Origin of the sequence: Pseudomonas sp. NFX5, from assembly GCF_049132125.1 — a bacterium.
Lineage (GTDB): Bacteria > Pseudomonadota > Gammaproteobacteria > Pseudomonadales > Pseudomonadaceae > Aquipseudomonas > Aquipseudomonas marginalis.
In genome coordinates this window covers 407,873-422,325 of the sequence record NZ_JAFMZG010000044.1, presented here as the reverse complement: position 1 = coordinate 422,325, position 14,453 = coordinate 407,873, and the positions used below count along the sequence as shown (strand labels likewise).

At 57.0% G+C, this 14,453-nt stretch carries 12 protein-coding genes and 1 pseudogene; 7 read left to right on the top strand and 6 right to left on the bottom strand.

The window, feature by feature from the left end; translation table 11 throughout:
* Positions 1-86 precede the first annotated feature (86 nt).
* A complete protein-coding gene (locus J1N02_RS29990; RefSeq protein ID WP_421148183.1) occupies positions 87-1,400 on the bottom strand; it encodes a dicarboxylate/amino acid:cation symporter in 1,314 nt (437 codons plus the stop codon).
* 44 nt (positions 1,401-1,444) lie between these two features.
* Positions 1,445-2,527, bottom strand: a complete 1,083-nt coding sequence (locus tag J1N02_RS29985) for a 4-oxalomesaconate tautomerase (protein ID WP_027605834.1) — start codon at positions 2,525-2,527, stop codon at positions 1,445-1,447.
* Positions 2,528-2,692: 165 nt separating this feature from the next.
* Between J1N02_RS29985 and J1N02_RS29980 the strand changes: the two genes are divergently transcribed.
* Complete coding sequence (locus J1N02_RS29980) at positions 2,693-3,583, top strand: LysR family transcriptional regulator (RefSeq protein ID WP_027605835.1); 891 nt, start codon at positions 2,693-2,695, stop codon at positions 3,581-3,583.
* 21 nt (positions 3,584-3,604) lie between these two features.
* Here J1N02_RS29980 and J1N02_RS29975 read toward each other — a convergent pair whose 3' ends face one another.
* Positions 3,605-4,510, bottom strand: a complete 906-nt coding sequence (locus J1N02_RS29975; protein ID WP_421148182.1) for a LysR family transcriptional regulator — start codon at positions 4,508-4,510, stop codon at positions 3,605-3,607.
* Between the two features lie 97 nt (positions 4,511-4,607).
* Here J1N02_RS29975 and J1N02_RS29970 point away from each other — a divergent pair, with 97 nt between their 5' ends.
* The 4 genes from J1N02_RS29970 to J1N02_RS29955 all read left to right on the top strand — a co-directional run bounded on the left by J1N02_RS29970 (position 4,608) and on the right by J1N02_RS29955 (position 9,287).
* Positions 4,608-5,396 carry an SDR family NAD(P)-dependent oxidoreductase gene (locus J1N02_RS29970; protein WP_421148181.1) on the top strand — a complete coding sequence of 263 codons (789 nt, stop codon included), beginning with the start codon at positions 4,608-4,610 and terminating at the stop codon, positions 5,394-5,396.
* Between the two features lie 211 nt (positions 5,397-5,607).
* Positions 5,608-7,008 (top strand): aspartate aminotransferase family protein, encoded by a 1,401-nt coding sequence (locus tag J1N02_RS29965; RefSeq protein WP_421148180.1) that lies wholly within the window; start codon positions 5,608-5,610, stop codon positions 7,006-7,008.
* A 56-nt stretch (positions 7,009-7,064) separates the two neighbouring features.
* Entirely contained in the window at positions 7,065-8,432 is a 1,368-nt protein-coding gene (locus tag J1N02_RS29960; RefSeq protein WP_421148179.1) for a glutamine synthetase family protein, read from the top strand.
* Positions 8,433-8,609: 177 nt separating this feature from the next.
* The gene (locus tag J1N02_RS29955) at positions 8,610-9,287 is read left to right on the top strand and encodes a dTMP kinase (RefSeq protein ID WP_405125844.1); all 678 of its coding nucleotides are present in this window, start codon (positions 8,610-8,612) and stop codon (positions 9,285-9,287) included.
* Here the strand turns inward: J1N02_RS29955 and J1N02_RS29950 are convergent.
* On the bottom strand, positions 9,240-11,021 hold the full coding sequence (locus J1N02_RS29950) for a sensor domain-containing phosphodiesterase (RefSeq protein WP_405125843.1): 1,782 nt from the start codon (positions 11,019-11,021) through the stop codon (positions 9,240-9,242). The genes J1N02_RS29955 and J1N02_RS29950 overlap by 48 nt on opposite strands.
* Before the next feature lie 276 nt (positions 11,022-11,297).
* Here J1N02_RS29950 and solA point away from each other — a divergent pair, with 276 nt between their 5' ends.
* On the top strand, positions 11,298-12,506 hold the full coding sequence (solA, locus tag J1N02_RS29945) for an N-methyl-L-tryptophan oxidase (protein WP_421148178.1): 1,209 nt from the start codon (positions 11,298-11,300) through the stop codon (positions 12,504-12,506).
* Positions 12,507-12,763: 257 nt separating this feature from the next.
* Here the strand turns inward: solA and J1N02_RS29940 are convergent, their stop codons facing one another.
* Positions 12,764-13,513 (bottom strand): SDR family NAD(P)-dependent oxidoreductase, encoded by a 750-nt coding sequence (locus J1N02_RS29940; RefSeq protein WP_027605842.1) that lies wholly within the window; start codon positions 13,511-13,513, stop codon positions 12,764-12,766.
* A 98-nt stretch (positions 13,514-13,611) separates the two neighbouring features.
* Between J1N02_RS29940 and J1N02_RS29935 the strand changes: the two genes are divergently transcribed.
* Positions 13,612-13,971 (top strand): winged helix-turn-helix transcriptional regulator, encoded by a 360-nt coding sequence (locus J1N02_RS29935; RefSeq protein ID WP_027605843.1) that lies wholly within the window; start codon positions 13,612-13,614, stop codon positions 13,969-13,971.
* Positions 13,972-14,068: 97 nt separating this feature from the next.
* Here the strand turns inward: J1N02_RS29935 and J1N02_RS29930 are convergent.
* Positions 14,069-14,452 (bottom strand): annotated as a pseudogene (locus J1N02_RS29930) (response regulator); the annotation flags it as partial.
* Position 14,453: the final 1 nt, after the last annotated feature.

Sequence of the window (14,453 nt, the reverse complement as noted above, 5' to 3'; positions counted from 1 at the left end):
CGAGCCCTGACCCGCCGGGCGGCACAACGCGCCTGGCGGGGAGGGGGGTTCAGTCAAGTCAGGGGGGAAGCGTTATCCGGTTGTCTCTAGACGCGTTTGGCGTCCTTCAGGTCGTCCCAGGCTTTTCCCGGTGCGGCAGAAGATTTTGCGTCGAGCATCCGGTTCAGCGTTTCGCGGTGGCAGGCATTTTCAGACATCGAAATCACCACCGTCGCTACGGCGTTACTGGCCAGGCTGGTCAGGGCGCGAGCTTCAGACATGAAGCGGTCAACGCCGATCAGCAATGCCAGGCCGGCCAATGGGATGTCGTGAATGACCGTCAGGGTCGAGGCCAGTGCCACGAACCCGCTGCCGGTAACCCCGGCGGCGCCTTTGGAGGACAGCAGCATGATCGCCAGCATGGTGATGATCTGCGTCAGGCTCAGATCAATGTTGCAGGCCTGGGCAATGAAAATCGCCGCCAACGACAGGTAGATGGCCGTGCCGTCCAGGTTGAACGAGTAGCCGGTGGGCAGTACCAGGCCGACGACGCCTTTTTTGCAACCCAGTGCCTCGAGTTTCTCCAGCATGCTCGGCATCACCGGTTCCGTGGAGGAGGTGCCGAGTACCACCAGGAACTCTTCGCGAAAATAGCGCAGCAGCTTCCACAGGCTGAAGCCGTTGGCGCGGCAAATGCTGCCCAGTACCACGAACACGAAAAAGCCGCAGGCGATGTACAAGGTCATGATCAACTTCGCCAGCGAACCCAGCGAGGTGATGCCGTACTGGCCGACAGTGAACGCCAAGGCCCCGAAAGCGCCGACCGGTGCAAAACGCATCAGGTAGGAAAAGATCTTGAAGACCATTTGCGAGGCGGATTCGAGCACGTCGAGTACCGGTTTGCCACGCTCGCCCAGCGACGACAAGGCAAAGCCGGACAACACCGCGATAAACAGCACCGGCAACACTTCACCTTTACTGAAGGCGCCGATAAACGTCTCGGGAATGATGTGCATGAAAAACTCCACCACCCCAAGCTTTGCGGCCGACTCCGTGTACTGGGCCAATCCTTTGGTGCTCAGCTGGCTGGGATCGATGTTCATGCCGACGCCCGGCTGGAACACGTACACCGCGACCAGGCCAATCACCAGGCTGATCACCGTGAGGACGAAGAACAACAGCATGGTTTTGCCCAGCAGGCGCCCGAGGGAGCGCTTGTCGCTCATCCCGGCGATGCCGGTGACGATGGTGCAGAACACCACGGGCGCAATCATCATCTTGATCAGTTTGATGAACGCGTCACCCAGGGGTTTGAGTGCAATGGCCTGCTGGGCCCAGAAATGCCCGACCACGATGCCGAGCGCCACGGCGCAGAGGATCTGGAAGTAGAGCGATTTAACAACTTTCATGGCATCACCCATTTTTAGAATTGTGCGGATGCAAAAATGCCAACGACTATCGGAATTTATCCGGCAAGGCGCTGCGAGTCAGTGGCGTAGACGTAGCCGGAGAAAAGCCTGCGGGCGGTGCGTACGACTGAGGCCTGAATTGTCTCACCGTTGACGCCGGTGTAGGACAATACGACATCAATCCCGCCGCTCGGGTGTTCGATCCGCACCGCTTCAAGGCGCGGCGTACTGATCCCGCCGAGCATCTGCGCAACGATGCTGCCTTCAATCACACACGCAGTGGCCAAACCAATCGAGCCGGTAATGGCGAGCGCACGGTGGCAGTTGTGCGGCATGAAGTAACGGACCTGGATCGTGCCGCCCGCTTTTGCGGGCGAAACCAGTACCGGCTTGGGAATCACTTTGTCGCTGACATCGCCCAGGCCCATGGCCAGGCCGGCCTGAAGCCGCAGTGTCTCGAGGCGCCGCAGGAATTCCTTATCGGCGTCCAGTTCCGCCGGGCTCTCATCGCCACGCTTGCCCAGTTGGCTGGCTTCGACAAGCACCATGGGCATCGCCATGTCGATACAGGTCACCGCAATGCCATCGATCACGTCCTGCGTGTTACCGGTGGGAAAGAGCTTGCCTGTCTTGCTGCCGGCTGCGTCGAGGAACGTCAGTTGCACCGGTGCGGCAGTACCGGGCACGCCATCAATGGCGGTATCGCCCTCGTAACTGACTTTGCCATCCGGCGTGTACACGTCGGAGTGAATAAAGGTGCCGGTGTTTAGGTTGCGAATACGCACACGAGTGCGCTCCGGGGTGCCTTTGACCAGACCCTGCTCGACGGCGAACGGGCCCACCGCACACAGCATGTTGCCGCAGTTGGGGGCGCTGTCGACCCTGCGTTGTGAAACCATCACTTGAACGAACAAGTAATCAACGTCCGCATCCGGGTGCAGCGAAGGGCTGACAATCGCAACCTTGCTGGTTTGCGGGCTGCCACCGCCGATGCCGTCGATCTCCAGTTCATGACCGGAGCCCATCAGGTTAAGCAGCAGTTCGTCGCGGGCCTCAACGGCGGCGGGCAAATCCCAGTCAAGAAAAACCGGACCTTTCGAGGTGCCGCCGCGCATCAGCACACAGGGAATTCTTTGCATGATACTGACTCTTGTTGATCAATCGGTGTAATTGATGTTCTTGGAGCAAGAGTCTCAAGCTTTAAAAAATGTTTCAAATGCAAAGATTGAAGAGATTATTGCGTTTTTCGAATGATAAATTTACGCTGAGTTTCCTTTTGACGCCTTGTGCGGGTGAGATAAGACATGGAATATGAGCTGAATGACATTCGATCCTTCGTGAAAATCGCTGAACTTGGCAGTTTTCACGAAGCAGCCGATGCCTTGCACCTGTCTCAACCGGCACTCAGTCGCCGAATTAAAAAACTGGAAGAGGGGTTGGGCACCTCGTTGCTGGATCGCACCACGCGCAAGGTCAGCCTCACGAGTGTCGGTCGTGACTTTCTACCCAAGGCACGTCGGTTGCTGGATGACTTCGATGAGTCGATTCTCAATATCCGTGAACTGGCCGAACGCCAGATTGGCCGGGTAACCCTGGCGTGTATCCCTACTGCGGCTTTCTATTTCCTGCCGTCAGTCATTCGCCTGTATAACGAGCGCTACCCAAAAATCCGCATCCGCCTGCTGGACTTGAGTGCCAATGAGGGGCTTGAAGCGGTGCTGCGGGGAGAGGCCGACTTCGGGATCAACATGATGAGTGGGCAGCATCCGGACATTGAGTTCGTGCCCCTGGTCAGCGAGCCCTTTGTATTGGCGTGCCGGCGTGATCACGAGTTGGCTGGACGCAGTTCGGTCACCTGGTCCGAATTGAGCGATTACCGCCTGATCGGGGTAGGGCGCCTGAGCGGCAACCGCATGCTGCTCGATCACGCGTTGTCAGGCTTGAGTTGGCGGCCGCAATGGTTCTACGAGGTCCAGCACCTCTCGACTTCGCTGGGCCTGGTGGAGGCCGGCCTGGGGGTTTCGGCGATGCCGAGCCTGGCCATGCCGGCTGAAGATCATCCAACCTTGGTCAGCGTCCCGTTGATCGAGCCGGTTGTGAACCGCTCCTTGGGCCTGGTCTATCGCCGGGGAGCATCGCTTTCGCCGGCGGCGGAAAAATTCGTCTCGATACTGCTTGAGCAATGGCCTCAATGAGCCATACGGCTGGTTTTTTTCTCAAACACGCCGCGGCTCGTCCTCGACAATCTTGCGCATCAGGCTCAGGTAGCGACTCGCTGCCAGCCCCAGGGGGCGGTTCTTTACCCAGATGATATCGACCCATAGCCGCATCTGACTCGGCATGTTGTCAAACACCACCTCCGTCAATGCGCCCGAACTGATCAGAGGTTGTACCAACGGCTGTGGAAGATAAGCCCAACCCAATCCTTGCTGGACCAGATCCAGCGTTGCCAGGTAATTGTCGCTGTGCCAAATCCGCCGTGACAGCACAACACGTGGATCAGAGTCTGTAGGCCCTCCAGTAGCCACGATGATCTGCCGAACGTTGACCAGTTGCTCTTCACTCAAGGGGCTTTTCTTGCCGGCGGCCGCAGGATGATCCGGAGCGGCAACGGCTACCAGCAATTGGCTCCCTGCTTCAAGAAACGTCTCACGCTCGTCAAGCCCTGGTCGTTCAAATCCAAGGGCCAACTGCACACGCCCTTCATGGAGCATGCGCATCGCCTCCGGATGGGACGCGGAGCGAATCTCGATTTCAAGCGTGGGAAACTCCCTGGCGATAATGGACAGCGGACGATTCCACACGCCTGTTTGCAACTCCGGCGCCATCGCAAGGACCAAGCGCTCCTCCAACCCCTGGTGAAGCTGGAGCGCATGGGCGTCCAGCAGGTTTAACTGGCTGGCGACCTGTCGAGCCTGGGGCTCAAGGGCTTTGGCGGCGGCCGTAGGAATGGCTTTGCGGGTTGATCGGTCAAAAAGCAATAAATCCAGTTCGGCTTCAAGCTGCGACACCGCCATGTTGATGGCCGAGGGGACCCGCCCCAATTTGCGTGCGGCGGCAGAAAAGGAGCCGCTTTCGACAACCGCAAGGAAAACTTTCAGTGACTCACTGGTAAACGCCATGGTGGTTGTCAGATTTTCTGATGATGATCGTCTTTGTTTATCAGGTTTATTAGCCTAATTTCCACTTCTATTCCAAATGAAGTCCGTGGGGCACACCATGTTAAACACTGATTTGAGGGGGCACGTGGCACTTGTCAGTGGTGCCGGCAGTGAAGCGGGTATTGGCATGGCGATCGCTCGCAGGCTAGGTGCGGCGGGTGCGAGATTGATCATCACCGCCAGCAGCCGCCGCGTCGAGGAACGCGTTAAAGAGCTGCTCGCAGAAGGGTTTGAAGTTGAGGGCAGGGCAGTTGACCTCACCGATGAACGTCAGGTGCGGGAATTCGGCCTCTGGACGGTGTCGGTCTGGGGGCGGGTCGATATTCTGGTGAATAATGCCGGCATGGCCATGCAAGGCAGCCCTGAGGTTTTCTCGGAGTTGGCGAGTATGGAACTGCATGAGTGGAACCTTTCACTGGCCAGAAACCTAACCACCGCTTTTCTTCTGACGCGGGCTGTTTTGCCCGCTATGAGGGCGCGAAGTTACGGGCGCATTGTCAATATCAGTTCCACCACGGGCACCCGCGGGAGCAACCCGGGCGAAGCCGCTTATAGCGCTGCCAAAGCCGCGATGGTGGGCATGAACATGGGACTGGCACTTGAAGTCGCCAAGCACGGGATTACCGTCAACAGCGTGGCGCCCGGATGGATCACCACGGGCTCAACCACGCCGGTTGAAGCAGAGGCGGGGCGCTTTACCCCGATCGGGCGGGCAGGCAGTCCCCACGAAGTGGCGGCGGCGGTTGCATTTCTGGCGTCTCCAGAATCCAGTTACATCACCGGTGAAGTTATCGTGGTCGATGGCGGTAATTGCCTGGTCGAGAATAAAGCCCCTCAATCCGGTTAATGACGTTTCAATGAACATCTGCGCGATATATCAAGGCTGTATATCAGCTGGCAATGTAAATAGTTAAAGCCAACACCCACGTTATAAGTTTGCGGAGCGATATTCACCCAATATTCGGGAGCTGTTGCTGCACCTGGAGAATGAGGGCGTGTGGCTTATCTATACGGCAACGAAGTTTAACTAATGTGATACTTAACAAAGGGTTCTAATCATGTCGAACAGTGGAGTTGGTGAATCAGCGATTGCTGCCTTTGCCGCAGCCGAGCGTGCCCGTTTTATAGAAAACAACCCAACGTCAATGGCGCTGGCCAAGCGTGCCAAGGCGGCGCTGTTCAACGGTGTGCCCATGCACTGGATGAGCGATTGGTCGATGCCTTCGCCGCTTTTTGTCCAGCGTGCTAAAGGTGCCCGCTTCACCGATGTCGACGGTCATGACTGCATAGACTTTTGCCTCGGCGACACCGGCACGATGTTTGGCCACTCACCTGATCCTATCGCCCGCGCCATAGCCGAGCAGGCGAACAATGGCTTGACCACGATGCTGCCCGGCGAAGACGCGGTGGTCTGCGCTGAGTTGCTGGCCCAGCGGTTTGAGCTGCCTTATTGGCAAGTTACCGCCAACGCTACCGACGCCAATCGTTATGTGCTGCGCTGGGCGCGCGCTATCACCCAGCGCAATGTTCTACTGGTGTTCGACGGCTGTTATCACGGCACCGTGGATGACGTGATGGTCCGGTACCGAGAGGGCAAGACCGTGCACCGTTCGGGCCTGGTGGGACAAGCCTACGACTTGACCCAATACAGTCGATCCATTCCCTTCAACGATGTCGCTGTACTGGAGGCTGCTTTAGCTCAGGGCGACGTGTGCGCGCTGATGTGCGAGCCGGCGATGACCAATATCGGCATGGTCCTGCCCGATCCGGGGTTCATGCAACAGTGCCGCGAGCTGACGCGAAAATACGGCAGCCTGTTGGTCATTGATGAGACCCACACTATTTCTACCGGCATCGGTGGATGCACGCGCCAATGGGATTTGAAGCCCGACTTTTTCGTAGTGGGGAAACCCATCGCCGGTGGCGTGCCTTGCGCAGTCTTTGGCATGACCGAGCACGTTGCGTTGGCCATGCACGATGCGCAGAAAAGCATCAGCGAAGCGAGCGGCGGGCATGGCCACAGTGGCATGGGCACCACCTTGTCCGCCAACGCACTGGCGATGCGCTGCATGCGCGTCAGCCTCGAAGAGGTCATGACCGAGTCTGCGTACCAGCACATGTTGCCCCTGGCCTCAAGACTGGCCCAGGGATTTCGAGCGCTGTTCAAGCGGCACCAATTGAACTGGTCGGTAACCGAGTTGGGGGCTCGTTGTGAATTTCAATTCTGTGCCACCCCCCCAAGAACCGGCGCGCAAGCCGAGGCGGCTTTTCATGACAGCCTTCAAATGGCGCTGCATCTCTATCTGATCAATCGCGGGATCCTGATCACGCCTTTTCACAACATGACCCTGTGCTGTCCGCAAACAAGTGAAGGGGATGTCGACAGGCTGATCGGTGAGTTGGATAACGCGCTGACCGCGCTGCTTGCCTTACCTGGAGCGCGGGTTATCTGTTCATAAGTTCCATTGTTCTTGAATACTGTCCAGTCGCTTGAATAAGCGCCAAGAGGTGTGACATGCAATTTGCTGATAAAAAAGAGGCCGAAGTTTATCTGGCCGCCCACCCTGAAGTGCTGAGCATCGAGTTGTTCCTTCTCGACGCGAACGGTGTTCCGCGAGGCAAACTGCTGCATCGCGACGAACTGCTGGCGATCTACGCAAACGGTCGGCCGCTGCCAAGTTCCATTCTCGCCTTGACCGTGCAGGGTGAAGACGTCGAAGACACAGGCCTGGTCTGGGATGTCGCCGATGCCGATTGTTGGACATACCCCTTGGCGGGAAGCCTGACCCTGCAACCCTGGCGCACCAACCCCACCGGCCAGGTGCAGGTGAGCATGCACCCGACCCAAGGTATTCCTGCCGCACCGGCAGACCCGCGACACGTACTGGTGCATGCCATTGACCGACTCAAAGCCGATGGTTTCCATCCGGTAATGGCCGTTGAGCTGGAGTTTTACTTGCTGGACCAGCAACGCGATGCCAGCGGTCGGCCGCAGCCGGCATTGCAGGCCAACGGCGTCCGTCCCCAGGCACCGCAGGTTTATGGCCTCTACGAATTGGAGCAGCTGCAACCCTTTCTTGATGACCTCTACGCTGCGTGTGCGCTACAGGGCCTGCCAGTCAGGACGGCCATCTCCGAGTACGCTCCAGGCCAAGTGGAGTTGACCCTGGAACATCGTTTCGACGCACTCCAGGCTATTGATGAAGGCGTACGCTACAAACGCCTGGTCAAAGGTGTCGCCAACAAACATGGGCTACAAGCGTGCTTCATGGCCAAGCCGTTCAGTGACCAGGCCGGGAGTGGCATGCATCTGCACGTCAGCCTGGCCGACGAGGAGGGTAACAACCTGTATGCGAGCGAAGACCCACAGGGTACGCTCCTGTTGCGTCACTCGATTGGCGGGATGATGGCGACCTTGTTTGACTCACTGGCGATATTTTGCCCCCATGCCAATTCATATCGCCGGTTCCAGGCCGGCAGTTACGCGCCACTGGCCAAAAGTTGGGGCGTCAACAATCGTACGGTGTCGTTCCGCGTGCCCGGCGGGTCAGCAATCAGTCGGCACATCGAACACCGCATTTGCGGGGCGGACGCCAACCCGTACCTTGCCGCTGCCACATTACTCGCGGGGATTCACTACGGCATCACCCATCAAAGCGATCCCGGCCCGGCGATCGTGGGAAATGGCTATGAGCAGGCGACCGATTTTCTACTCACCGACTGGCTGACCGCGTTGCAGGCCTTGCAGGATTCAACGTGGGCACGCGAGGCGCTGGGCGCCGAATTCCTGAAGGTGTATCTGGCGATCAAATGGCGCGAGTTCCGTCAATTCAACGCTGAAGTCGGGGAGCAGGACTGGCGCTGGTACCTCACTCACGCATGACTGATGGGCGATAACCGATGCTCACCAGCGGTTGTCAGCGTGGATTTGGGACCCGTGAGCCAAAACAAGGGTAGAGTGTTCATCACTTTCTGTTCATAGGGCCTTCGCGCAGTCGCACCGAGCGGTTCCAGCGTCCGGACAGGGCAAAAAAACGGTATCTCAATTGTTAAGTGAAGAATGAATCGTCCGCTGTTTATTTCTCTGGATGGGCCCAAGGGCACCGGCAAAACCACGCTGTTGGAGGCCGTTACGAAAGCACTGAGGGCAGGCAACAAAAAGGTGATCCGGCTTTGCGAGAGAAAAAGCGATCCGTACCGGGAGGGAACAATGGCGCTTGTTAACCAGCTCGTCAGAAGTCCCTCCCGGGACTTGGAGCTGAGGGTGTGTGAACGCTTTGCTGACAGCCGTGCCTGGATTTCCCGGCAGGTGCTGGCTAAACAGCCACCAGGCAGCATCATCCTGATCGATCGCTGGTACCCGTCGGATGCCGCGTTTCGCCGGATAATTCCGTTTGCAGAGATCCTGCAGTTGAACATTGATCGAAACGTGCGAGTGCCAGACCTGCATGTCGGGATTGTCACCGCCCCTGAGATTTCATGGGCGAGGGCAGCGGCACGACGGCGTGGGCTGAGCAGCACGGTGATCCATAAGCTGGAAGAACATAGCGCGTGTACCCAGGCATTCGAGCGAGCGATGGCTGATCACGGTTGGGTTTTGTGCCGTAATGAAGGCACGATCGAAGACGCAACGATGCAGGTGGTGTCCGCGATCTATAGAGTCCTTGCTTGCGCGTCCCCGGCAGTCATTCTACCGGCCCCGACCTCCATCGACTCCTTGTGCTATCCAGGCTTCTAATGCCTCGGCGCTCATAGGCTTGGCTATCAAATAACCCTGTGCCTCGGAACATCCCCACTGAATTAACAGGTCCAGGATTTCTTGATTTTCTACGCCTTCTGCAACCACCCGGTAGCCGAGCCCCTTAGCCAGTCCGATCAGGGTTTTAACCAGTTGCTTGTCATTTTGATTGCTGCCCAGCCCGCTGATCAGAGATTGGTCAAGCTTGACGGTATTGGCCGGGAGCTCCTTCAAATAAGCCCAGTTGCTGTAGCCGGTGCCAAAGTCATCAACAGCAACCTCTACGCCAAACTTACGGACACGCTCCAGTTGCCGGATGACTTCTTCAGGGTTGGTCATGAGCATGCTTTCGGTAAACTCAAGTTCAAAGCCAGCTGGGTCCAGGCCGTGCTGTTGAATCTCATGGATCATCGCGTCGACGAATTCGGCGCTTTCAAGATCGCTGACGGTAATGTTCATCGCTATCCGCAGGCGCACACCTTGCGCTTTCCAAATAACCGCTTGCTGGATGATTGCGTTGAGCACCCACAATCCAACAGAAGGTATGAGTGCGGTTTTTTCAGCCAAGGGTATGAATTCAGCAGGGCTGATGGGCCCCAGTAAAGGATGTGTCCAACGTAATAGTGCTTCTACTGAATGACACCGTCCTGAGGGCAGTTTGATTTTTGGCTGGTACACCAGGCTGAACTGTTTGTCGGCGCAGACCGCCTCCGGCAACGAACTCAACAACATGAACGCGCGTTGTTGAGCCGCATCAAAATGGGGCTCATAGCGCGACCATCCCAGCCTGCGGTCACGCGCCTCATCCGCAGCGCTGACCACCAGGCGAAGCCAGTCTTGCTGGAGCCCTGAGCTATGAATAGGCAGGACGCCAATCCCGACTTGCATGAGTATGGGGATGGCGTGGCATTCGACAGGCTTTTTGAAGTCCTTGAGGATGTTTTCACAAATGTGCTCGGCCGTTTGATCCTCCTCAAGGAGGAAACCAAACCGCGTCGGGCTAATTTTATAAAGTAGACACTGTGGCGGTAATAGTTTTTGTAGGCGCGCTTTGATTGCCAGGACCAAGTCTGTGGCAAAACTGTAACCCAACGCCTTCACGATATCGTTAAGGAACTTTGGCGAGATGATGTCAACCGCATACGCTTGGCACGCGCTGTGGGTCTTGAGCGCTTGGCGTATATCCTCCTCAAACCGGAGTCGATTAAATAACCCTGTGGGTTGGTCGACGAAGTTTCGAGAGCGCATGCTGTGGATGTGCATCATCACCAGTTCAGCAAAACCGCTGAGCATCGCGCTATCACGCTCACTCATAGCGGCACGTGAGACTGTATCAATGATGCACAGGCTTCCCAGCGTAAAACCCTCTTCGGTAATCAGTGGGGTGCCTGTGTAATAACGAATATACGGAGGCCCCGTTACCAGGGAATTGTCTTTAAAACGGGGATCAAGCGTCGCGTCCAATACCTCCAGCGGGGCGTTATCCAGCGTCGAGTAAGCGCAGAAGGACACTTCTCGTGGTGTCTGCGTCTCTTCAAGCCCTACGCGCGCCTTGAACCATTGCTGATGCTCATCGACGATCGAAATCAGCGCTATGGGGGCGTTGAAGTAAGCAGAAACCATCTCGACGATTTTATCGAAGACAGTATCGTACTCGCTGTCAGCTGGACAAAATTTCGCGACCTCTTTAAGCCGTTCAATTTCATTCGGCGGAATAGGAGCGCCTGCGCCCATGACAATCCTCGGAGTGGCTGTGTTTATGTGCACGGTATCAGACAGTGCCATCATTATGATGTTGTTTTTTCTATTCCTCTGATAGCCCAACGGTATGCAGGCAGACGGCCTCTCCTGTGTTGCCGGGAGAGGCGCGTGTTTGGACTCAGCACTGCGTAGTATTGCAGCAGCAGAGCGGCCGGTGATGCTCGGTTGATAATATGCATATGCTCTTTTAGTCGTTGATTCTTAATCGGCTTCACTTTCAACTGGCTTCTTTTTGACAGGTGAGAGTTGATGTCCGAGCGGTGTGATGTAGTGGTATTGGGATTGGGGGCCATGGGGGCCGCTACGGTGTATCAGTTGGCGAAGGCGGGTGCGAATGTTGTGGGTATCGACCGCCATCACCCACCTCACAACCTGGGCTCCAGCCATGGCGATACGCGTATTACCCGGCTTTCGGTGGGTGAGGGCGCGCAGTACGTTCCCATTGTGCGCAATTCCCACCGCATCTGGCGCGAGCTTGAGCAATTGTCCGGGGAGTCGCTGTTCGAACAGTCGGGTCTATTGGTTCTGACTTCAAGTCCCGAGTTTGACCCCAGCGATAAAACCGACTTCACATTGCGCACCATCGGCCTAGCACAGGCCTATGGCATCGAGCACGACGTTTTATCCGCCGACCGGATTCGCCAGCGCTTTCCACAATTTGCCAACGTACACGACACTGCCATCGGCTATTTCGAGCCAGGTGGAGGTTTTGTACGTCCTGAACGTTGCATTGATGTGCAGCTCAAATTGGCCGAGCAACACGGAGCAATCCTCTACAAAGGCGAAACCGTCACTGGGATTAGCTCGAATGAGCAGGGAGTCCATGTCACTACGAATCTGCGCACGCTCTTTGCAAACAAGCTTGTGATTAGCGCCGGCAACTGGAGCGGCGGTTTGCTGGGCGAGCCGTTTGACAGCCTGCTCAGCGTCTACCGGCAGAAGCTGTTCTGGTTCGGGCTGGAGGAGGGCGCCGAGTGGGTGGATCACTCACCGACGTTTATCCTCACTCACGGCCGTGGCGACGACAAAATCAACTACGGCTTTCCCGCATTACACGGCGAGGGCAGCCTGAAAATCGCCACCGCGCAATACCACACTACTTCGTTGCCGCAAACAATGGATCGTACGGTCTCGCCGGCGGAAGAGCGGGACATGTATGAGCACCAGGTGCGCGGCCGCATCGTCGGTGTGACCTCGAGCGTGGTCAAGTCTGCTGTCTGCGCCTACACCGTGACGCCGGATCGCCATTTCATTATCGATGAGCATCCGTCGTGGCAGCACACCTTGGTGGTGTCCGCCTGTTCCGGTCACGGCTTCAAACATTCCGCCGCGTTGGGCGAGGCGTTTGCACAGTGGTGCATACGCGGTTCGACCGACTTGGATCTCTCGTCTTTCTCCCTTAAACGCTTCGAGCGCTATCATGGACGTGAAGCCGGATTCACGGTGCCGAGTACGTAAGCGTTCCGGGAACACACTCATGAATCTTGATTCGCTGAGAAGTAAGTCAAGCATCAGCGTTCCCTCCGGCGATGAGTAATGCCGTCAGGTACGAATCCAGCACCTATGATAGCGATGGTGCACCGCAGTAGGCGACGAGAGCGGGAAGTGGCTGAGCCTGACACACGATTTAACATAATATACATTATGCGTAATACGATGTTACGTAATGAGGGGCAGTGCCCGTCAGATTCCAACAGGCAAAACCCCTCTCTGGTTCAAACCTGAGCGAACCCTCCATCCACGAACATTTCGCTGCCGGTCATGAAGCTGCTGTCGTCCGACGCTAGGAACAATGCCGCCGCCGCAACTTCTTCCGGTTGGCCGATACGGCCCAGTGGCAACTGCGCCGTCATGTCGTCAATGATTGCATCCTTCTGGCCGGTACTTGAAAGCGCCAGGTCCAGGCCCGGTGTCGAGATCGGTCCCGGTGAAAGTACGTTGACGCGAATACCGCTGCCTTTCAAATCCAGCGCCCAGCTCCTGGCGAAATTACGCAATGCGGCTTTCGTGGCGCTGTACACGCTGAACGCCGGTGTGCCCATGGTGCCGGTGGTCGAACCGGTGAGGATGACCGAACCGCCGGCGTGCATCAGTGGCAGCGCTGTTTGCACGGTGAACAGTGTGCCTTTGACGTTGATGCCGAACGTGCGATCGAACGACTCTTCGGTGATCGACCCGAGCGGCTGGAAATCCCCCAGGCCCGCATTGGCGAACAGCACGTCTACGCGACCTTTGACGCTTTTGATGTGGGTGAAAATGCGCTCCAGGTCGTCCAGCCTCGAGATATCCCCTTGAATGGCGAGCGCTCCAGGCCCGATCAGCCCGAGCGCCTTGTCCAGTTCTTCCTGCCTGCGTCCCACAATCACAACCTGTGCACCTTCCGCTGCAAAGCGCATGGCGGTTGCCAGGCCAATACCACTGTTGCCACCGGTGATCACTGCAATTTTTCCGTCGAGCCTGCTCATGGTTAACTCCGAAGAATGTTGAGGCCCAACTCTAGATCCAGACTATTCTTTTGAATAGTATGCACCTTTTAGTAAGTACCCTTTGGAGCACCCATCACATGGCGAACAACACCTTCAATTGCGGGCTCGAGGCTGCCCTGGCGGTGATTGGCGGCAAATGGAAACCGCTGGTCCTGTATAACCTGGCGCGACATGTTCATCGGTATGGCGAGTTAAGGCGTGCGATTGGCGGCGTGACCGACAAGGTACTGATCCAGCAACTCAAGGAATTGGAGCGCGACGAAATCATCGCGCGGATCGACTTCCAGGAGATCCCGCCCAAGGTCGAGTATTCCCTGACACCCTTCGGGCAGTCACTGGCCACTGCGCTGGGCGCGTTGTGCGTGTGGGGCACCGAACATATGGACACCGTCGAACGCATCAGCGAACGGCGTATCAGCGCCCTCGCCCAGGCCTGAGCCCTGCCCCGATAGCCAACTCAACTAAATGACTATTTAGTTGAGTTATAGGCTTGGCGACGAATTCGCAGGGTTACGCTCAGCGAGCACTCTTCATTTCCAGAGCCTGATCGAGAGTGAGCTTGAGCTCTTCATCATTCCAGGGCTTGCTGATGTAACGGAACACATACCCATCGTTGATCGCCTGGGTGATCATGCTCATATCGGCGTAGCCGGTCAGCAGGATATTCACGCAGTGCGGATCGCGCCTATGCACCTCGCGCAGCAAGGTCGGCCCGTCCATGAACGGCATGCGCGCGTCGCAGACGATCAGGTCGACAGCGTGTTGTTCGAAAAGGCTCAGCGCCTGGGCCCCGCTCGTGGCCAGCAGCAAGTCGTAAGGCTTTGCGCGCAGCAGGCGCCGAAGGCTGTTGAGGATACTTTCCTCATCATCCACCAGCATGACGGTGTGTCGTTTTTCGCAGGAAGACAGCGTATCCATG

Bases quoted from the DNA above. Each gene is read 5' to 3' on its own strand.
- J1N02_RS29990 (WP_421148183.1), bottom strand. From the start codon at position 1,400: ATGGGTGATGCCATGAAAGTTGTTAAATCGCTCTACTTCCAGATCCTC.
- J1N02_RS29985 (WP_027605834.1), bottom strand. From the start codon at position 2,527: ATGCAAAGAATTCCCTGTGTGCTGATGCGCGGCGGCACCTCGAAAGGT.
- J1N02_RS29980 (WP_027605835.1), top strand. From the start codon at position 2,693: ATGGAATATGAGCTGAATGACATTCGATCCTTCGTGAAAATCGCTGAA.
- J1N02_RS29975 (WP_421148182.1), bottom strand. From the start codon at position 4,510: ATGGCGTTTACCAGTGAGTCACTGAAAGTTTTCCTTGCGGTTGTCGAA.
- J1N02_RS29970 (WP_421148181.1), top strand. From the start codon at position 4,608: ATGTTAAACACTGATTTGAGGGGGCACGTGGCACTTGTCAGTGGTGCC.
- J1N02_RS29965 (WP_421148180.1), top strand. From the start codon at position 5,608: ATGTCGAACAGTGGAGTTGGTGAATCAGCGATTGCTGCCTTTGCCGCA.
- J1N02_RS29960 (WP_421148179.1), top strand. From the start codon at position 7,065: ATGCAATTTGCTGATAAAAAAGAGGCCGAAGTTTATCTGGCCGCCCAC.
- J1N02_RS29955 (WP_405125844.1), top strand. From the start codon at position 8,610: ATGAATCGTCCGCTGTTTATTTCTCTGGATGGGCCCAAGGGCACCGGC.
- J1N02_RS29950 (WP_405125843.1), bottom strand. From the start codon at position 11,021: ATGGGCGCAGGCGCTCCTATTCCGCCGAATGAAATTGAACGGCTTAAA.
- solA (WP_421148178.1), top strand. From the start codon at position 11,298: ATGTCCGAGCGGTGTGATGTAGTGGTATTGGGATTGGGGGCCATGGGG.
- J1N02_RS29940 (WP_027605842.1), bottom strand. From the start codon at position 13,513: ATGAGCAGGCTCGACGGAAAAATTGCAGTGATCACCGGTGGCAACAGT.
- J1N02_RS29935 (WP_027605843.1), top strand. From the start codon at position 13,612: ATGGCGAACAACACCTTCAATTGCGGGCTCGAGGCTGCCCTGGCGGTG.